The sequence below is a fragment of the Bradyrhizobium sp. CCBAU 45394 genome, assembly GCF_028128655.1.
Taxonomy (GTDB): Bacteria; Pseudomonadota; Alphaproteobacteria; order Rhizobiales; family Xanthobacteraceae; genus Bradyrhizobium; species Bradyrhizobium diazoefficiens.
On record NZ_LBIX01000004.1, the window covers coordinates 386711 to 404707 of the forward strand.

Annotated in this window: 19 protein-coding genes; 14 read left to right on the forward strand and 5 right to left on the reverse strand. The window is 65.6% G+C overall.

The genetic code is table 11. The features are described 5' to 3' along the window. The first annotated feature begins 247 nt into the window (after positions 1–247). The 3 genes from WN73_RS02565 (at position 248) to WN73_RS02575 (ending at position 2071) form a co-directional block, all read left to right on the forward strand. Positions 248–964, forward strand: a complete 717-nt coding sequence (locus WN73_RS02565; RefSeq protein WP_271551352.1) for a L,D-transpeptidase — start codon at positions 248–250, stop codon at positions 962–964. 112 nt (positions 965–1076) lie between these two features. Next, entirely contained in the window at positions 1077–1499 is a 423-nt protein-coding gene (locus tag WN73_RS02570) for a c-type cytochrome (protein ID WP_246740539.1), read from the forward strand. Between the two features lie 233 nt (positions 1500–1732). Next, a complete protein-coding gene (locus WN73_RS02575) occupies positions 1733–2071 on the forward strand; it encodes a GIY-YIG nuclease family protein (RefSeq protein ID WP_011089378.1) in 339 nt (112 codons plus the stop codon). Between the two features lie 114 nt (positions 2072–2185). Here WN73_RS02575 and WN73_RS02580 read toward each other — a convergent pair whose 3' ends face one another. After that, positions 2186–2464: a hypothetical protein gene (locus WN73_RS02580; protein ID WP_271551353.1), complete on the reverse strand. Its 279-nt coding sequence runs from the start codon at positions 2462–2464 to the stop codon at positions 2186–2188. Then, positions 2457–3251, reverse strand: a complete 795-nt coding sequence (locus WN73_RS02585) for a DUF899 domain-containing protein (RefSeq protein ID WP_271551354.1) — start codon at positions 3249–3251, stop codon at positions 2457–2459. The genes WN73_RS02580 and WN73_RS02585 overlap by 8 nt, the downstream gene beginning before the upstream one ends. A 150-nt stretch (positions 3252–3401) precedes the next feature. On the opposite strand from WN73_RS02585, the gene WN73_RS02590 reads away from it, so the two are divergent. The 8 genes from WN73_RS02590 to WN73_RS02625 all read left to right on the forward strand — a co-directional run bounded on the left by WN73_RS02590 (position 3402) and on the right by WN73_RS02625 (position 12924). Continuing rightward, positions 3402–4622 carry a helix-turn-helix domain-containing protein gene (locus WN73_RS02590; RefSeq protein ID WP_271551355.1) on the forward strand — a complete coding sequence of 407 codons (1221 nt, stop codon included), beginning with the start codon at positions 3402–3404 and terminating at the stop codon, positions 4620–4622. Positions 4623–4650: 28 nt separating this feature from the next. Then, positions 4651–5289 (forward strand): Vgb family protein, encoded by a 639-nt coding sequence (locus tag WN73_RS02595; protein WP_038966417.1) that lies wholly within the window; start codon positions 4651–4653, stop codon positions 5287–5289. Between the two features lie 140 nt (positions 5290–5429). Next, a complete protein-coding gene (locus WN73_RS02600; protein WP_028176281.1) occupies positions 5430–6998 on the forward strand; it encodes a DUF4403 family protein in 1569 nt (522 codons plus the stop codon). 135 nt (positions 6999–7133) lie between these two features. Then, positions 7134–8243 (forward strand): ABC transporter ATP-binding protein, encoded by a 1110-nt coding sequence (locus tag WN73_RS02605; RefSeq protein ID WP_011089384.1) that lies wholly within the window; start codon positions 7134–7136, stop codon positions 8241–8243. Between the two features lie 56 nt (positions 8244–8299). Beyond that, the gene (locus WN73_RS02610) at positions 8300–9358 is read left to right on the forward strand and encodes an ABC transporter substrate-binding protein (RefSeq protein WP_028176283.1); all 1059 of its coding nucleotides are present in this window, start codon (positions 8300–8302) and stop codon (positions 9356–9358) included. Between the two features lie 22 nt (positions 9359–9380). Next, the gene (locus tag WN73_RS02615) at positions 9381–10643 is read left to right on the forward strand and encodes an ABC transporter permease (protein ID WP_271551356.1); all 1263 of its coding nucleotides are present in this window, start codon (positions 9381–9383) and stop codon (positions 10641–10643) included. Then, a complete protein-coding gene (locus WN73_RS02620) occupies positions 10640–11470 on the forward strand; it encodes an ABC transporter permease (protein ID WP_063921533.1) in 831 nt (276 codons plus the stop codon). Before WN73_RS02615 ends, WN73_RS02620 begins: the two co-directional genes overlap by 4 nt. A gap of 242 nt (positions 11471–11712) precedes the next feature. Next, positions 11713–12924, forward strand: a complete 1212-nt coding sequence (locus WN73_RS02625; protein ID WP_011089388.1) for an ABC transporter substrate-binding protein — start codon at positions 11713–11715, stop codon at positions 12922–12924. Between the two features lie 248 nt (positions 12925–13172). Here WN73_RS02625 and WN73_RS02630 read toward each other — a convergent pair whose 3' ends face one another. Together WN73_RS02630 and WN73_RS02635 are read right to left on the reverse strand one after the other, a co-directional pair. Then, a complete protein-coding gene (locus WN73_RS02630; protein ID WP_028176286.1) occupies positions 13173–13700 on the reverse strand; it encodes a PRC-barrel domain-containing protein in 528 nt (175 codons plus the stop codon). A 222-nt stretch (positions 13701–13922) separates the two neighbouring features. Further along, positions 13923–14492, reverse strand: coding sequence for a hypothetical protein (locus tag WN73_RS02635; protein WP_271551357.1), 570 nt, complete (start codon positions 14490–14492; stop codon positions 13923–13925). Between the two features lie 180 nt (positions 14493–14672). Here WN73_RS02635 and WN73_RS02640 point away from each other — a divergent pair, with 180 nt between their 5' ends. Then, positions 14673–15443, forward strand: a complete 771-nt coding sequence (locus WN73_RS02640) for a response regulator (RefSeq protein ID WP_028176288.1) — start codon at positions 14673–14675, stop codon at positions 15441–15443. A 14-nt stretch (positions 15444–15457) separates the two neighbouring features. Then, positions 15458–16783 carry an ATP-binding protein gene (locus tag WN73_RS02645; RefSeq protein WP_271551358.1) on the forward strand — a complete coding sequence of 442 codons (1326 nt, stop codon included), beginning with the start codon at positions 15458–15460 and terminating at the stop codon, positions 16781–16783. A gap of 8 nt (positions 16784–16791) precedes the next feature. Here the strand turns inward: WN73_RS02645 and WN73_RS02650 are convergent, their stop codons facing one another. Next, on the reverse strand, positions 16792–17052 hold the full coding sequence (locus WN73_RS02650; RefSeq protein ID WP_430640715.1) for a pentapeptide repeat-containing protein: 261 nt from the start codon (positions 17050–17052) through the stop codon (positions 16792–16794). A 296-nt stretch (positions 17053–17348) separates the two neighbouring features. Between WN73_RS02650 and WN73_RS02655 the strand changes: the two genes are divergently transcribed. After that, positions 17349–17891, forward strand: a complete 543-nt coding sequence (locus WN73_RS02655; protein WP_060908634.1) for a lytic transglycosylase domain-containing protein — start codon at positions 17349–17351, stop codon at positions 17889–17891. Positions 17892–17997 lie beyond the last annotated feature (106 nt).

The following is a 17997-nucleotide window of genomic DNA, read 5'->3' on the forward strand; positions in this document are numbered from 1 at the left end:
CGGCTTTGGACCATCAACCACGGATATTTCAGGCGTGTGACGTCACAGAAGTGTCGGCCCGGTGTTTTGTTCGTTAACGGACCCACGCGGCCACGAAACTGTCATGAAACAATCCTTGCCGCGATGAAACCGTTTTCGATTTTCCGCGCAAACGTCCCGAAACTTCTTTCCGTTAGTGATCCAGGCAACAGAGCACCGCAACGGTGCCGGGGTGACCACGAACACCCGCGCAAACAGGGGCGATCACATGTTCAATCTGGACACGTTCAAGACGTACTCGCGCGCCGTTGCTTTCAGCGCAGTGGCGATCTCCGCAATCGCATTCGCAGGCCCGGCCAAGGCCGCGCCGGTGCAGCTCTTCCCCTTCTTCCAGCCGCTGCCCCCGATGGCCGCGCCGCAGCCGATGCAGCCCTATCAGCCCTACCAGGCGCCGACCTATCAGAGCGCGCCCTCCGAGGATCAGGACGCGGTCGAGATGCCGGCCCGCTTCCGCCGCCAGACCGTCTCCTACGCGACACGCGAAGCGCCGGGCACCATCATCATCGATACGCCCAACACCTATCTCTACTACGTGCTGGGCAACGGCCAGGCCGTTCGCTACGGCATCGGCGTCGGCCGCGACGGCTTCACCTGGTCCGGCATCCAGTCGGTGACCAAGAAGGCCGAGTGGCCGGATTGGACCCCGCCGCCGGAGATGATCGCCCGCCAGCCCTATCTGCCGCGCCACATGGCCGGCGGCCCCGGCAACCCGCTCGGCGCCCGCGCCATGTATCTCGGCGGCACCATCTACCGCATCCACGGCACCAACGCGCCGGACACGATCGGCAAGCACGTCTCCTCAGGCTGCATCCGCCTGACCAACGACGACGTCACCGACCTCTACTCCCGAGTCAACGTCGGCACCAAGGTGATCGTGCTGCCGATGACCGAGCGCCGCGCGGAGCTCGGCGCCGCGACCCGCTAAAGCGACAGGACATTGTGACGCAAACGGCCCCGGAACCCACCGGGGCCGTTTTCGTTGGCCCTCGACATCCCGATGCGCGCCTGTTGCAGCGCGATCCCCGATGGAGGCGCAGATGCAATCCCGCCTGCAAACATCGCCAAGCAGATGGCTGCGCCCGATCGCCCGCGCCGGGGCATTGACGCTGCTCCTGTCCGCGCCCTCTTCGCGCGCCCAGCAACCGGCGAACGACGAGGCAGCTCAGCAGGCGTTCAACAATTCCTGCCGCACCTGCCACTCGGTGAAGGAGGGCGACAATCGTCTGGGCCCCAATCTCAGCAAGATTGTTGGACGGAAGGCAGGCTCGCTGCCCGACTACAACTACTCTCCGTCGATGAAGGAAGCCGGCTTCGTCTGGGACCAGGACAAGCTCACCCGCTTCATGGTCAAGCCGGATGAAGTTGTCTCCGGCAACAAGATGCAGCCCTATGGCGGCGTCTCCGCGGACGAAGCAGCCAAGGTGGTTGCGTATCTGCAGGCGGCGTCGGGCGCACAATAGCGGCGCCGGTGCCACGTGTTGAGGCCCGCATCGGAAATCGCAGCGCATCCTTCGAGACGCCCACCTTCGGCGGGCCCTCGGGATGAGGACTGAGTGTGTGGCTTCAAATCATTCCCGAGGCGTCCGTTAGCTCGAACAACCACGACTCATCTCTTGCACCAAGCCGCAGATGCCAGTTAGCCTCATCCTGAGGAGACCGCGAAGCGGTCGTCTCGAAGGACGAGGCGCGCACGATGACTGAAGGCGTGTGGCTCTACATTCTCAGATGCACCGATGGCAGCTACTACATCGGTACAACACGAACCGAACTCGAAATCAGGATCGCGCAGCACAACACCGGCGCGTTCGCGGGCTATACAAAGTCACGCAGGCCAGTGACGCTCGTATTCTCGCAATGGTTCGACAGGGTCACGGACGCGATCGAATGCGAACGCAAACTCAAGAAATGGAGCCGCGCCAAGAAGGAAGCCTTCATGCGCGGCGATTTTGCCGAGCTGCATGAATTGGCGAAGCGCGGATCACATCATCCTTCGAGACGCCCGCCTGCGGCGGGCCTTCAGGATGAGGGCTGAGTGTGCGGCGACACTTTGCTGAAGCACGGATGCCAGTTGATCCTCATCCTGAGGAGCCGCGTCAGCGGCGTCTCGAAGGCCGAGGCGTGCACGGGATAGCCTCTCACCCGCCTCTCACCCGCCGCCCGCCCCTCGCCGCTCCGCGATCAGCCTCAGCCACGCCGCCGAATGAAACGCGCTCATCAAGAGATACATCGGCACCATGCCGCCGAGCAGAGAGCCCTGCCCGGCACCGCACAGCATGTCCGCCGGGCCGCCGCCGAGCGCGGCGGTCAGCATGGCCATGACCGCGAAGGTCGGCGTCGCCGCCAAGGCCAGCCATCTGGCGAGGCGGCGCGCGGCAGTCACGCCATCGCAGCTGGCGGGCGCAGTTGCGCTGACGGGACTAGTCACGACCCTCCGCGGCCTCCTCGCGAAACGCCTTCTCGCCGGCGTCCGTGACCTCGACCCATCGCTTGTCGGGCGCAGCGCCCTCGACATAGCTGTCGTGCCAGTTCCACCATTTGTAGGTCGGCGTCTGCGGATAGCCCTTGGGTGAATCCTCCCAGACCTCCTGCCGGCCGAGCGGCGTGATGTCGAGATAGTTCCAGGTGCCGCCCATCTGCTCGTCGCCGCGGCTCTTGACGAAATAGGTGCGGAAGATGCGCGTCCCGTCGCGGTAGAACACGTTGGTGCCGTGCCACTCGTCCACGCCGAAATCGGCATCGAAGCTGTCGGTGATGGTGACCCACGGCATGGTCCAGCCCATCCGCTTCTTCAGCCTGGCGATATCGGCCTGCGGCGCGCGCGAGGCGAAGACCAGCGTGGTGTCGCGGGCGTTCAGGTGCGCGACATGGGCGACCTGGTCGGCGACCATCGAGCAGCCGCGGCAGGCATGATCCGGCCAGCCGAACACGCCCGGCTCGAAGAAGGCCCGGTAGACGATCAGCTGCCGCCGGCCCTGGAACAGGTCGAGCAAACTGACCTTGCCGCCGGGCCCCTCGAACGCATAGGTTTTGTCGACGACCATCCAGGGCATGCGCCGGCGCTCGGCGGCCAGCGCGTCGCGGGCGCGGGTATGCGCCTTTTCCTTCACGAGCAGTTGCTGACGGGCTGCCTCCCAGTCCTGCGGCGACACCACCGGCGGTGTTTGCATGGCGGCCTGTCCGTTACTTCCTGCTTTTTCTGCTGATGTCATCATGGCTCTCCAAACCTCTCTCCTGGGCGCTCATTCCGCGTCGCGCTATGACAGACGTGGAACCGCTCGCCCCTCACCGCACATTGTCGGCCGTCAACGATTTCTGGCACCAAGCGGTTGCGTGGTGGGAGTAACAAGTGTGGCGGGATTGAAATGGAGTCGCTGATCACGGCCGCCGCCCGCGCGCTCGAAGCCGGCGATCCGCTCGGCGCGCTGAACCGTGTCGCCTTGCGCAACGATGCCCCGTCGCTGGCGCTGCGCGGCATCGCGATGGCGCAGCTCGGCGATCTCGCCAAGGCGAAGACGCTGCTGCGGAGCGCCGCGCGTGCCTTCGGTCCGAGAGAGGCGGTCGCACGCGCAAGATGCGTCGTGGCGGAAGCCGAGATCGCGCTCGTCTCGCGCGACCTGAGCTGGCCTGCGAAGACGCTCGCGGCCGCGCGGGCGACGCTCGAAAAGCACGGCGATCTCGCCAATGCCGCCCATGCCGGCCACATCGAGGCGCGCCGTCTCCTCCTCCTCGGGCGCATCGACGAGGCCGAGCGCACGCTGGCCGAGGTCGGCAGCGCATCGCTCCCGCCTGCGTCCCAGGTCGCGCGCGAGCTGGTGATCGCGGGCATCGCGATCCGACGGCTTAGGACGGAAACCGCGCGCACGGCACTCAGCCGCGCGGCAGAAGCAGCGCGGCTGGCAGGGATCCCGGCTCTCTCTGCCGAGGTCGACAGCGCGAACCGCATCCTCGACACGCCGGCCGCGCGCCTGATCGCGCGCGGCAGCGAACACCCGCTGTTGCTCGGGGAGGTCGAAAGACTGGCGACCTCGACGGCGCTCGTCGTGGACACCTTCCATCATGTCGTGCGCAGGCAAGGCGTTGCCGTGTCGCTCGGAACGCGCCCGGTGCTGTTCGCGCTGGCCCGCCTTCTGGCGCAAGCCTGGCCCGCGGATGTCTCGCGAGAGGTGCTGATATCAGGTGCGTTCCGGGCGAAGCACGCCGATGAATCGCATCGCGCGCGATTGCGCGTCGAGATCGGGCGGCTCCGCACCCAGCTCAAGCCGCTGGCCGAAATCAGCGCGACAAAGCAGGGTTTTGTGCTGGCGCCGCGCAAGACGCGCGACGTCCTCGTGCTGGCCCGGCCCGTCGAGGAGAAGCACGCCGCCGTCCTCGCCTTCCTCTCCGATGGCGAGCCGTGGTCGAGCTCGGCGCTCGCGCTGGCGCTCCGAACGAGCGCGCGCACCGTGCAGCGCGCGCTCGAGGAGCTCGCGCGATCGAACAAGGTGCAGTCGTTCGGACACGGACGGGCGCGCCGCTGGATGACCCCGCCCGTCCCGGGCTTCCCGACAGGCTTGTTACTCCCGGGACCGCTGCTGAAGACGTAAGGTGGATCAGTTCACAGGGATCAAGCACATGAAACGTTCAGCCGCCGAGATCGTCAGGGAGTACGGGCCCTTTCCGGGCGTCGAGGCCGTGCACGGCGTGACCTATGACGGCACGCATGTCTGGTTCGCATCCGGCGACAAGCTGAACGCGGTCGATCCGGCCAGCGGCAAGCTTACACGCTCGATCGATGTCGCCGCGCACGCCGGGACGGCGTTCGACGGCCGGCACCTGTTCCAGATCGCCGAGGACCGCATCCAGAAGATCGACGCCGCGACCGGCAAGGTGGTGAACACCATCCCGGCGCCCGGCGGCGGTGGCGATTCCGGACTCGCCTGGGCGGAGGGTTCGCTGTGGGTCGGCCAATATCGGGAGCGCAAGATCCATCAAATCGATCCGGAGACCGGGGCGGTGCTCCGCACCATCGAGAGCAAGCGCTTCGTGACCGGGGTGACGTGGGTCGACGGCGAGCTCTGGCACGGCACTTGGGAGGGCGATGACAGTGACATCAGGCGGATCGACCCGGAGAGCGGCAAGGTGCTGGAGCAGCTCGACCTGCCGGCGGGCACGATGGTCTCGGGCCTGGAGTCCGATGGCGGTGACCGTTTCTACTGCGGTGGCGGAGATCGCGGCAATGTGAGAGCGGTCCGCCGTCCGCGGCGCGGCTAGCCCCGCGATGACGGCCTGAATGTGCGGCAACGGCGCGCACGCGGCCGTTAACACATTCGCCCCAATTCCACCCCATCGATGCGCTCTAGCGCCCTCCTCTCCCGCCCTGTAGAATCCCTCGCGGGCGGCCTGGGGGTGAGATGCGTCTGGCGTTGAATTTCAAGACTATCCTGATTGCCGTGGCGGTGCTCGCGGCGTCGTTCTTCATCAGCCTGAAGGCGATGGACTGGCTGTCGCCGCGCGCGACCAATTCCGCGCCCCCGGTCGCACAGCTGCCGCCGCTGCCGCCGGCCTCGAAGAGCTCGATCGTCGTCGCGCCGGTCGCCATCGCGATCTCGGCGATCCGCGAGCAGGCCGAGAAGGCCGCGCCGCGCAATTTCGCCGGCAAGGCCGACAATCCGATCTCGCAGATCCTGGAGAACGCCGACATCGGCTGGTCGGCCGTGCGCGGACCGATGGCGGCTGCCGGCGACAAGGACGTGCTGACCATCTCGACGCCGCTCAGCGGCAAGCTGAACGTGACGGGCTCGCTGTCCGCCAAAGCCACGGGCGCACTCGGCGACGCGCTCGGCAGCGTGCTCGGCGGTGACGCGGCGAAACGGATCGGCGCGGTCAACATCAAGAACTTGAACGCCAGCGCCGAGATCAAGGGCAACGTGGTCGTCACCTCGCGTCCGAAGCTCGCGGCCAACTGGCATCTCGAGCCCAATCTCGGGGCGCAGGTCAATCTCGGCGACACCAACCTCAACGTCTCCGGCGCCAAGGTCAACGTGCCGGCGCAGGTCAAGCCGCTGATCGACAAGAACGTCGGCGAGCAGATCAACATCGTCTCCGAGCGCATCCGCAACGATCCGTCGCTGCGGGAGAATGCCAAGCTGCAATGGGCCAGGGCCTGCCGTACGATCCCGCTGCAAGGCTCGGGCTCGTCGGCCGCGCTGCCGCCGCTCTGGCTCGAGATGAAGCCGACCCGCGCCATCGCCGCGCAGCCGCGCGTCGACGCCCAGAACGTGACGCTGCTGCTTGGCCTCGAGCTGGAGACGCGCGTGACCTCGGCGCCGTCCAAGCCGGACTGCCCGTTCCCCGACAAGATCTCGATCGTGCCGCCGACCGGCACCGGCGTGAGCATCGGCGTGCCGATCGACGTGCCCTTCACCGAGATCAACAAGCTCATTGCTGCGCAGATGGTCGGCCACACCTATCCCGAGGACGGCTCGGGCCCGGTCGACGTCACCGTGAAGAGCGTCAACGTGGTTCCGTCCGGCGACCGGTTGCTGATCTCGCTTCTGGTGCGCGCCAAAGAAAAGAAGAGCTGGCTCGGCCTCGGCGCCGAGGCGACCGTGCATATCTGGGGCCGGCCGATGCTCGACCAGGCGCAGCAGACGCTGCGGCTCGCCGACATCCAGCTCGCGGTGGAATCCGAGGCGGCCTTCGGGCTGCTCGGCGCGGCGGCGCGCGCGGTGGTGCCGCAAATGCAGCAGGCGCTGGTGCAGAAGGCGACGCTCGATCTGAAGCCGATCGCCGCCAACGCCCGCGAGAAGATCGCGGCCGCGATCGCCGACTACCAGAAGAGCGAGGACGGCCTCAAGGTCGACGCGAAGATCGACAGCCTGACGCTCGCCGACATCGCCTTCGATTCCAAGACGCTGCGCGTGGTCGCGGAAGCCGGCGGCTCGCTCAACGTGTACGTGACGAAGCTGTCGGGGATGTAGCGCGTCTTCACTCACCAAGCCCGCGCGTGTCTTCGTCGCTTGGCCCGCTAGCATTCTCATCGGAGGATGCTAAGCTGTTCTTCGCAACCTCGAACGAGGTCCTGACAGCACTGTAGCCGATGACGCGAGGACAACATGGAAGCCGGCATGGTCACGCTTGCGCCGGCACTGGTGCGATTTTCCGGCATACAGAAGACCTATGATGGCGAGCACCTCGTGGTGAAGAACCTCGACCTCGACATCAGGAAGGGCGAGTTCATCACCCTGCTCGGCCCGTCGGGCTCGGGCAAGACGACCACGCTGATGATGCTGGCTGGCTTCGAGGTTCCGACCCATGGCGAGATCTATCTCGCAGACCGGCCGATCAAGAACATGCCGCCGCACAAGCGCGACATCGGCATGGTGTTCCAGAACTATGCCTTGTTTCCGCACCTGACGATCGCGGAGAATATCGCCTTCCCGCTCTCCGTCCGCAAAATCAACAAGGCGGAAGCGCAGGAGCGCGTCAGGGCGGCGCTCCGCATGATCAAGATGGAAACCCTGGCGCACCGGCGGCCCGGGCAGCTGTCCGGCGGTCAGCAGCAGCGCGTGGCGCTGGCCCGCGCGCTGGTTTTCAATCCGCAACTCGTGCTGATGGACGAGCCCCTTGGCGCCCTCGACAAGCGCCTGCGGGAGCAGATGCAGCTGGAGATCAAGCAACTGCACGAGACGATGGGCATCACCGTCGTCTACGTCACCCACGATCAGAGTGAAGCGCTTACCATGTCGGACCGCATTGCCGTGTTCAACGACGGCATCGTGCAGCAGATCGACAGGCCCGACGCGCTGTATGAGCATCCGGTGAACAGCTTCGTCGCTCACTTCATCGGCGAAAACAATGTGCTGGCCGGCACCGTCGAGACGGTCGACAAGGACTATTGCCGCGTCGCGCTGGCGGGTGGCGGCGCCGTCACCGCACGGGCGGTCAATGTATCAGGCGCGGGCGCATCGACCTCCCTGTCGGTGCGGCCGGAGCGCGTCGCCATTGTCCCGGACGGCACCTCCAGCGAAGGACCGAACCGGCTGCCGGCCAGGGTGCAGAACACCATCTATCTCGGCGACCACGCGCTGGCCGTGCTCGATGTCGCCGGCAACGGGGAGTTCATGGTCAAGCTTCAGCCGGGGGCGCATCACAGTCTCATTCCTGGCGAAAGCGTGTTCATCACCTTCCGGCCCGAAGATTGCCTCGCCCTCGATCCCGTTTGATCCGAACCTGCAACGATCAACGTCAACGTAACGCACATGAAGAAGGAACAAGGACCATGCTGAAGCGCAAAACTGGCAGGATTGCTCTGGGTTTCGTCGCGGCATTCAGCGCCAGCGCTGCGCTGGCCACGGTCGCACAGGCGCGTGATCTCACCGTCGTGTCGTGGGGCGGCGCGTATCAGGATGCGCAGAAGAAGGTCTATTTCGAGCCGTTCAAGAAGGCGGCCGGGGCTCCGATGAACGACGAGTCCTGGGACGGCGGTGTCGGCGTGCTGCGCGCCAAGGTGCAGGGTGGTGCCGCCACCTGGGACGTCGTGCAGGTGGAGAGCGACGAACTCGCGGTCGGCTGCGAGGAAGGCCTGTTCGAGAAGCTTGACTATTCCAGGATCGGCGGCGAGGCCGCCTATATCCCGCCATCGGTCAACGCTTGCGGCGTCGGCGCCATCCTCTACGATTTCGTTCTCGGCTACGACAAGGACAAGCTGAAGCAGGCCCCCAATGGCTGGGCCGACTTCTTCGACACCAAGAAGATTCCGGGCAAGCGCGCCTTGCGTCAGGGCCCGAAGACCACGCTGGAGATCGCCCTCATGGCCGACGGCGTCGCGCCGAAGGACGTCTACAAGGTGCTGGCGACCGACGAAGGCGTCGAGCGCGCGTTCAAGAAGCTGGACACCATCAAGGGCGACATCGTCTGGTGGAAGGCCGGCGCGCAGCCGCCGCAACTGCTCGCCTCCGGCGAGGTGGCGATGACCTCGGTCTACAATGGCCGCATCGACACCGCGAACAAGAACGAGAAGAAGAATTTCGGCATGGTGTGGGACGGCGCGCTCTTCACCCTCGACAGCTGGGTCATCCTGAAGGGTAGCCCGAACAAGGACGCGGCCTACAAATTCCTGGACTTTGCAGGCAAGGCGGAGAACCAGTCAAAACTGTCGGAGAACATTGCCTATGGCACCTCGAACAAGGACGCAGCCGCTCTGCTCGCGCCCGCCGTTCTGAAGGACCTGCCGACAGCGCCTGACAACATCAAGAACGCGGTCGAGATCAACGTTGCCTTCTGGCTCGAGAACATCGACCGCTTGACCGAGCGCTTCAACAAATGGGCCGCGAAATAGCGCGCCCCGCAAGGCTCGACCAATGACGAATGCGCTTTTGACCGGCGCCGATGCGTCGACCGAGGTGCCGCTCAAGCGCCGATTGAGGCGTGCGGAGCGGACACGCCAGGTCAAGGCATTGGCGCTGGTAGCGCCGCTTCTCGTCTTCCTGCTCTTCACCTTCGCAGGCCCGATCGCCGGCATGCTGTGGCGCGCCGTCGATGACCGGGAGGTGCGCCAGGTTCTGCCGCAGACCATAGCTGCTCTCGCCGACTGGGACGGCAAGGACCTGCCGGACGAAAAGGCCTTTGCAGCGCTGGCAAGCGACATCCTGGCGGCGCGCGCGTCCGGCACCATGGCCGTCGCGGCCAAGCGGCTCAACTACGCGCTGAACGGCTTCCGCACGATCCTGACCAGCACGGCACGCAATCTGAAGGCGGCGCCGGAGCGAGGGGCGGCCAAGGAGACGCTGGGCAGGATCAATCCGGCCTGGCGCGAACGCGCCACCTGGACGACGATCAAGGACGCCAGCGGCCCAACGACCGGCTTCTACCTTCTGGCGGCGCTCGACCTGACGCGGAACGCGGACGGCGCGATCGTCGCAGCTCCGCCGGATCAGGCGATCTACCGCGACGTGTTCGCCCGCACCTTCCTCATCAGCCTCAGCGTCACGGCACTCTGCCTGATCCTCGGCTTCCCGGTCGCGTACCTGCTGGCGACGCTGCCGCCGGGCCGGTCGAACCTGCTGATGATCTTCGTCCTGCTACCGTTCTGGACATCGCTTCTGGTCCGCACCTGTGCCTGGATCGTGCTGTTGCAGAGCAAGGGCGTCGTGAACGACAGCCTGCAGTGGCTTGGCATCATCGACCAGCCGTTGCGCCTGATCTACAATCGCTTCGGCGTCTGCGTGGCCATGACCCACGTTCTCCTGCCGTTCATGATCCTGCCGCTGTACAGCAGCATGAAGGCGATCTCGCCTGCTTACATGCGCGCCGCCGCCTCGCTCGGTGCGCCACCACTCACCGCCTTCCTGCGGATCTACCTGCCCCAGACGCTGCCCGGCATCGGCGCGGGAAGCCTGCTCGTCTTCATCCTGGCGCTCGGCTACTACATCACACCGGCACTCGTCGGGGGCGCCGCCGACCAGATGATCAGCTACTTCATCGCGCTCTACACAACCGAGACGGCCAATTGGGGCCTTGCTTCGGCGCTGGGTGCGGTGCTGCTGCTCGCCACTGTCCTGCTCGCTCTCGTCTACGGCAAGCTGGTGCAGGGCCAGCAGGTCACGGGAGGAATGAAGAATTGAGCGACAATTCCACCCTCCGCACGCCCAGCCAGCGCATCGCGTGGACCGCGACCATCATCATCTCCACGCTGGTGTTCATCTTCCTGATCGCGCCGATCCTGGCGATCATGCCGCTGTCGTTCAGCTCGGGCTCGTACCTCACCTATCCGCTGCCGGGCCTCTCCTTGCGCTGGTACGACGATTTCATCAATTCGCCGCGCTGGATGAATTCGCTGAAGAACAGCATGATCATCGGCGTCGCCTCGACCCTGCTGTCGATGGTACTTGGTACGCTGGCCGCGCTCGGTCTGGCGCAGTGGAAGAGCCGGTTCAAGCCGCTCGTGCTGGCGTTCGTGCTGTCGCCGGTCGTCGTGCCCGGCGTCATCACCGCGGTCGGCCTGTATTTCTTCTTCGCGCCGATCGGGCTGACCGGCAGTTACCTCGGCTTGATCCTGGCCCACACCGCGCTGGCAACGCCCTTTGTGGTGATCACGGTCGGCGCGACGCTGCAAAGCTTCGACACCAATCTGGCGCGCGCCGCCGCCTCGCTCGGCGCCTCGCCGCTTGATGCGTTCCGCCGCGTGATCCTGCCGCTGATCCTGCCGGGCCTCGCCTCAGGTGCGCTGTTCGCCTTCGCGACCAGCTTCGATGAGGTGGTGATCGTGCTGTTCATGGCAGGTCCGGAGCAGCGCACCCTGCCGCGCGAGATGTTCAGCGGCATCCGCGAGAACATCAGCCCAACCATCACGGCAGCGGCGGTGATTCTGACCACGGTATCGGTCATCCTCCTCGCCACCCTGGAAGGCTTGCGCCGACGCAACGAACGGCTGAAGGGCAGCAGCGCCTGAAAGGCCCCCGCTGTCATTCCGGGGCGCGCGCAGCGCGAGCCCGGAATCACATCGGGCCGCAGCGACGGTGGATGAATGAATTCCGGGCGCGCGCCCAAGGGGGCGCGCCCGGAATGACGATAGATCCCCCTCCATATTTCTCATCCCCCTCACGCATCTTTGGCTTAGCTGCCGCGACCGTTTGTCGCTAGAACAGTCCCCGCAACAACGCCCCAAACAACAACACACAGGGAGAAAACAACATGCAAAAACTCATCGCCGCCACAGCAGTCGGTCTCGCGCTCGCCGCTACATGCGGCACGGCGCAGGCGCAGATTTCCGACGATGTCGTCAAGATCGGCGTGCTCACGGACATGTCGAGCCTCTATGCGGACGCGACCGGCAAGGGCTCGCTCGCCGCCGTCGAGATGGCGGTCGCCGACTACGGCGCCAAGGTCGCGGGCAAGCCGGTCCAGGTGGTTGCCGCCGATCACCAGAACAAGCCCGATGTCGGCGTCAACATCGCCCGCAACTGGTACGACAACGACAAGGTCGACGCGATCTTCGACGTGCCGACCTCATCGGTCGCGCTGCCGATCTCGGCGCTGACGCGGGAAAAGAACAAGATCAACATCAATTCCGGCGGCGGCTCCTCCGATATCACCGGCGTCGCCTGCTCGCCCAACACGGTGCACTGGACCTACGACACCTATGCGCTGTCGAACGTCGCCGGCAAGGCGATGGTGAAGCGCGGCGAGGACACCTGGTACTTCGTCACCGCCGACTACGCCTTCGGCATGGCGCTGCAGCGCGATGCCGCCAACGTGGTCAAGGAGAGCGGCGGCAAGGTGCTCGGCGAAGTCCGCCATCCGCTCAACTCGTCGGACTTCTCCTCCTTCCTGCTCCAGGCCCAGGCCTCCAAGGCCAAGGTGGTCGCGCTGGCCAATGCCGGCGGCGACACCACCAATGCGCTGAAGCAGGCCGCCGAGTTCGGCCTCACTCAGGGCGGCCAGAAGATGATCGCGCTCCTGCAGGAGATCACCGACACGCATTCGCTCGGCATCAAGGCGACGCAGGGCCTGATCGTCACCGACGCGTTCTACTGGGACATGAACGAGGAGACGCGCGCCTTCTCGAAACGCTTCAACGAGAAGGTCGGGCACATGCCGACCATGATCCAGGCCGGCCTCTATTCGGCAACCATGCACTATCTGAAGGCGATCGAGGCCATCAAGACCGACGAGGCGCCGAAGGTGATGGAGCAGATGCGCTCAACGCCGGTCAACGACTTCTTTGCAAAGAACGGAAAGATCCGCATCGACGGCCGCATGGTCCACGACATGTATCTGTTCGAGGTCAAGAAGCCCGAGGAGTCCAAGGGTGAGTGGGATCTCTACAAGCTGATCGCCACCGTGCCCGGCGACGAGGCGTTCCGTCCGCTCGACAAGGGCGGCTGCCCGCTGGTGACGCACTAAAAGTGCTCTCCCTCTCCCCGCTTGCGGGGAGAGGGTTGGGGTGAGGGAGTCTCCACAACGACGGTGACAGTTAGACTCGCGGAGAGTCCCCCTCACCTACTTAGACACGCGGAGAGTCCCCCCTCACCCACTTCGCATCTTCGATGCGAAGTGACCTCTCCCCGCAAGCGGGGAGAGGTGGGGAAGAGCACGACAGCGCGCCCGGCGAAAACCGGGCGCGCGTCGTTCAAATCGTCACGCGAACCGCATTACTCCGAGTACTTGAACTCGGGCATGTTCTTCAGCTCGTCCTTGCTCGCGTTGAACACGGCGTGGTCCGGATACCACTTCGACGAAGCCGTCACGGTCGTCGCGGTCTTGTCGGTGCCGGTCGCGGCACCCGTGGTTGTGGTCGTCGCCGGCTTGGCGTTCGGATTTGTGCCGGCCGCGCCGGTATAGGCGACGGCCTCATTGACGAACTTCAGCTTGTCATAGGGCACGGCAACCAGATGCTCGCCCATGCCGAGGAAGCCGCCGACGCCGATCACAGCGATCTTGATGGCGCCGCTCTTGTCCATCAGCAGATCGTTGATCGAGCCGATGTTCTCGTTGGCGTCGTTGTAGATCTTCAGGCCCGGCATCTTCGACGTGCGCCATTCACCCGAGGCCGACGTGGTCGTCGTGGTGGTGGCCGCGGTCGGCGCCTTGTCGGTGGTGGCGGTCGGCGATTGCGCAAACACAGCAGTCGCAAGCAGCGCGGTGCCGGCAAGGCCGGCGGCGATTGATTTCATCAGCATTGTTGTCCTCTCCTTCAGCAAAAACTCGTATGGAGAGAACAGCGCCGATCACGCGCAGTTCCTAAGCTGCGGCGATTTCGTCGCACAACGGTGGCGCTGCGTTGCAGTGAAAGTTCCTTAACTCACGCAGGAACGTTCCAATGCACAGTTCCCCGCCGACGATCATGCGCCCTGGGTGAAGCACGAGCGCGGCGGGGAACGCACCGACCTGCGTCGCTCAGGTCAGCTCTTGTAGTCGATCAGGAGTGCGGAGAAATCCGAGTTGCTGGACGAGTTGCCGTTGGCACCATACGACGACGCCGACGATTGCGACTGCTGAAGCGCCTGGAGGAATTGCTGGAGAATCTCCGCCGTCGTCGAATAGCTCGACGTGCTGCTGGTGGAGTCCGTCGACGACGGATCCGAAGAACCGTCGTCCGGCGGCGGGCCGGGCGGCGGTCCGCCTGCGCCACCGGCTCCGCCCGCACCACCGGGACCGCTCGCGAAGGCGGACTGAAACACGCCCTTGAGCTGTTCGGCCTGGTCCGAGGTCAGCGTCCCGTTCGACACCTCGTTGGAGATGAGGTCGTCGATCTTCGACTTCATGTCGTCCCTGGAGGGACGCGCGCCGCTCGACTGGTCGCTCGAGCGGCTCTGCTGGAGCGCCGTGTCGATGTCGGTCAGCGCGGTCGAGAGCGCGGACTGGTCCGACGACGAGATCGTGCCGGCGGAAACTTCCGATTGCAATTCCTGCTGCAGCCGCTGGAGCGGCGACTGATGGGTACCGGCGGAGGCCGCCGAAATCGAGGTCATGATGGCTCCGTGGATCTTGCGGGGTTTCTTGGATAGCCGCGCCACGGTATGGTTAACGGCCTTAACGAGACCTTGCCGCGCCAGTGCCCGGGTGTGTCCCGGCACTGCGACGGGGCCTGCAGAAACAATCCGAAACAAAAATCTTCGCCTTTTGGCCCGAATCTTGGACAAACAAAGCGCATGGCCATTCTCAATCCCAACATCCTGGTCGTCGAGGACGACCGCGAAACGCGGACGTTGATTGCGAAGTACCTGCGCAACAACGCCTGTAACGTCACCGCCGTGAGCGATGGCCGCGAGATGTCGCGCGCCATGGCCGATCATCGCGTGGACCTCATCATCCTCGACGTCATGCTGCCGGGCGAGGACGGCCTGAGCCTCTGCCGCAAGGTGCGCTCGGAGGCGCAGACGCCGATCATCATGCTGACCGCGCGCGGCGAGGACGTCGACCGCATCGTCGGCCTCGAGATGGGCGCGGACGACTATCTGGCAAAGCCCTTCAACCCGCGCGAGCTGCTCGCCCGCATCAACGCGGTGTTGCGCCGCCAGGCCGCAGCCCAGGCGGCGAGCTCGATCGAAGGCGCGAGCACGCTCGCCTTCGAGGGCTGGCGCATCGACCTGCGGCTGCGCGAGCTGCGCAATCCGGAAGGCGCGCGCGTCGCGGTGACCAGCGCCGAGTTCGATCTGCTCAGGACGTTCTGCGAACGGCCGGGCCGCGTGCTGTCGCGCGACAGCCTGCTCGACCTCACGCAGGGCCGCAACACCGGCTCGTTCGAACGCTCCATCGACGTGCTGGTCAGCCGCATCCGCCGCAAGATCGAGCCCAATCCGCACGATCCGACCATCATCAAGACGGTGCGCTCCGGCGGCTATCTGTTCACGCCAAGAACTGAAGCAGCGAGAACTGAAGCAGCAAGCACCGGAGTGGTCGCGGTCCCCCTGGGCAACTGAAGGGGGCGCCGACGATGAAGCCGTTCGGGTTCTTCCATCTCAAGGGTATCGGCGGGCAGATCGCAGCCCTGGTGCTGGCTTCCACCGTCGCGCTCCATCTCGTCGTCACCGCCGCCTTCCTGATCAGCCGGCCGGACCGCCCGGACACGCCGCCGGACGGCGCCCATCAATTGACCGATGCCGCGCTGCTGCTCGGCTCGGCCGAGGCCGGCGAGCGGCCGCGCCTCGTCGCCGACCTTTCGCGCGCCTTCCCCAAGCTCGGCATCGAGATGCACGCGCCCGGCACGGCGGCCATTGTCGCGGCGAGCGACAGCCAGCACCTACGCGGGATGCGCCGTCATCTCGGGCGCGGCTACAAGGTGGTGCAGCTCGCCGCCGACGACACCGCGCACCGCGTCGGCGTCGAATTGCCAGACGGCAGCGTGATCGCCGGCCGTGTCGATGGCGGCCCGCGGCCGTGGTTCTGGGGTGCACCGTGGCTGACGGCGCTGATGACCACCTTCATCTGCGTCACCGTGCTCGGCCTGTGGGCGGCGCGCGCGCTGGCCGCGCCGCTGTCCTCCTTCGCCGAAGCCGCCGAGAATTTCAGCCTGGACGGCGAAGCCGATCCGCTGCCCGAGCGCGGCCCGGAGGAGATCCGCTCGGTGGCGCGCGCGCTCAACCGCATGCATGAGCGGATCGCGCGGCTGATGTCGGATCGCACCAGAATGCTGGCGGCGATCAGCCACGATCTGCGCACGCCGATCACGCGGCTGCGCCTGCGCGCCGAGTTCATCGAGGACGAGGTCAACCGCAAGCGCATGCTGATCGATCTCGACCAGATGCGCTCGATGCTGGAATCCGTGCTGTCGCTCCTGCGCAACGACCGCAACGTCGAGGCGGTGACGCTGGTCGACATCGCCAGCACGCTCCAGCTCATTGCCGACCAATTCGGCGACATGGGCCATGTCGTGCACTATGACGGCCCCGCTTCGGCCACCGCGGCGGCGCGTCCCGACGACCTGCATCGCGGCGTCACCAACCTCGTCGAGAACGCCGTGCGCTACGGCGCCGAGGTCACGATCCGCCTCGACATATCCGGCACCAGGCTCGTCATCGACGTCGAGGACGACGGCCCCGGCATTTCGGATGCACGCAAGCAGGAGATGCTGGAGCCGTTCGCGCGCGGCGACGATGCGCGCACGATGGACGAGTCCACCGGCTTCGGCCTCGGCCTGTCGATCGCGCACGCGATCGCGATCGCCCATGGCGGAACGCTGTCGCTGCACGACCGCACGCCGCACGGGCTGATCGTGCGGATGGAGCTGCCGGTCTGGCAGGAGCCGCGGCTCGCCGCGTAGAGCGTCGCTTAAGCCGCGAGCGGGGTGTGCGTGACGGCGACCTCGTCGAAGATCGCCACCGCCTCGAACTGATAATTGCAGGCGCGACACGTCCAGAGATAGGAGATGCGCCCCTCGCCCGGCTCGATCCAGTCGGGCTTCGGAATCGGCGCGCCGCATTGAGCACAGGGATTTTGCCGGGGGATGTCGCCGAAATGTGCCTTGGCCAAGTCCGCGCTGACAAAGTCCGCGTTGACAAAGTCCGCGTTGGCCATGTTGGTTTTTGTCATGGCACCTCTCCCGATTTGCAGCGTTTTCATCCTCGCTTTCGCGTCTGCGCGCGAATAGACAGACGTACTGTCGCGAGCGGGGGTCGTCCGCCCCGAGGCTCAGCTACGCCAGCATTGCGTCGTAACAGCGGCTCGGCGCCGCAAAATCGTCAGCGGCGGCGTTTGGTCACATCATCGCCGTGTTCCGGAGTCCTAAAGCATGATCCGGAAAAGTGCACCGCGGTTTTCCGAACAGATCATGCTCAAACAATAACAACAGCCGGGCGCAGGTCGCTCAGGGACGTCAGGGATATCTGATGAAAATTTTACGTGTCGCCGCGCTCATCGCGGCCGGACTGGTGTCGCCGCAGGCCGCGTTCGCGGGTGAAGCCGAGTACGCCGAGATGGTCGCGGCCCATGCCCGCGCCAACGGCGTGCCGGAAGCGCTGGTGCATCGCGTCATCATGCGCGAAAGCCGCTATCAGCCCGGCCTCGTCGGCCATGGCGGCACCATCGGCCTGATGCAGATCAAGCTCGCGACCGCCCGCGGCGTCGGCTACACCGGCGATGCCGCCGGCCTGCGCGATCCCAACACCAATCTCACTTACGCGGTCAAATACCTCGCCGGCGCCTATCGCGCCGCCAATGGCGACCATGCCCGAGCCGTGCGTTATTTCGCTGGCGGCTATTACTACGTTGCAAAGCGGCAGCGCCAGGAAACGGCGCAGCAGATGGTGCGAGAGGCCAGCAACGAGGCCTGGCTGGAGCCGAACGGCAACCCGCAGCCGATGTTCGGCACCACGCCGCACAAAAAGCTCGCCCAGCGCGTCCGCAACGCGCGGGCCCAGGTTCCACACTAACCGCTGTCATTCCGGCGCAGTCCGCAGGACTGAACCCGGAATCTCGAGATTCCGGGCTCGATGCTTCGCATCGCCCCGGAATGACTGCCCTGTGGCTAACGCGTTG

Excerpts from the sequence above, each read along its gene's own strand:
- WN73_RS02655 (WP_060908634.1), top strand. The coding sequence starts at position 17,349 with ATGAAAATTTTACGTGTCGCCGCGCTCATCGCGGCCGGACTGGTGTCG.
- WN73_RS02600 (WP_028176281.1), top strand. The coding sequence starts at position 5,430 with ATGCGTCTGGCGTTGAATTTCAAGACTATCCTGATTGCCGTGGCGGTG.
- WN73_RS02635 (WP_271551357.1), bottom strand. The coding sequence starts at position 14,492 with ATGACCTCGATTTCGGCGGCCTCCGCCGGTACCCATCAGTCGCCGCTC.
- WN73_RS02585 (WP_271551354.1), bottom strand. The coding sequence starts at position 3,251 with ATGATGACATCAGCAGAAAAAGCAGGAAGTAACGGACAGGCCGCCATG.
- WN73_RS02640 (WP_028176288.1), top strand. The coding sequence starts at position 14,673 with ATGGCCATTCTCAATCCCAACATCCTGGTCGTCGAGGACGACCGCGAA.
- WN73_RS02590 (WP_271551355.1), top strand. The coding sequence starts at position 3,402 with ATGGAGTCGCTGATCACGGCCGCCGCCCGCGCGCTCGAAGCCGGCGAT.
- WN73_RS02630 (WP_028176286.1), bottom strand. The coding sequence starts at position 13,700 with ATGCTGATGAAATCAATCGCCGCCGGCCTTGCCGGCACCGCGCTGCTT.
- WN73_RS02570 (WP_246740539.1), top strand. The coding sequence starts at position 1,077 with ATGCAATCCCGCCTGCAAACATCGCCAAGCAGATGGCTGCGCCCGATC.
- WN73_RS02605 (WP_011089384.1), top strand. The coding sequence starts at position 7,134 with ATGGAAGCCGGCATGGTCACGCTTGCGCCGGCACTGGTGCGATTTTCC.
- WN73_RS02625 (WP_011089388.1), top strand. The coding sequence starts at position 11,713 with ATGCAAAAACTCATCGCCGCCACAGCAGTCGGTCTCGCGCTCGCCGCT.
- WN73_RS02595 (WP_038966417.1), top strand. The coding sequence starts at position 4,651 with ATGAAACGTTCAGCCGCCGAGATCGTCAGGGAGTACGGGCCCTTTCCG.
- WN73_RS02645 (WP_271551358.1), top strand. The coding sequence starts at position 15,458 with ATGAAGCCGTTCGGGTTCTTCCATCTCAAGGGTATCGGCGGGCAGATC.
- WN73_RS02650 (WP_430640715.1), bottom strand. The coding sequence starts at position 17,052 with ATGACAAAAACCAACATGGCCAACGCGGACTTTGTCAACGCGGACTTT.
- WN73_RS02615 (WP_271551356.1), top strand. The coding sequence starts at position 9,381 with ATGACGAATGCGCTTTTGACCGGCGCCGATGCGTCGACCGAGGTGCCG.
- WN73_RS02610 (WP_028176283.1), top strand. The coding sequence starts at position 8,300 with ATGCTGAAGCGCAAAACTGGCAGGATTGCTCTGGGTTTCGTCGCGGCA.
- WN73_RS02565 (WP_271551352.1), top strand. The coding sequence starts at position 248 with ATGTTCAATCTGGACACGTTCAAGACGTACTCGCGCGCCGTTGCTTTC.
- WN73_RS02575 (WP_011089378.1), top strand. The coding sequence starts at position 1,733 with ATGACTGAAGGCGTGTGGCTCTACATTCTCAGATGCACCGATGGCAGC.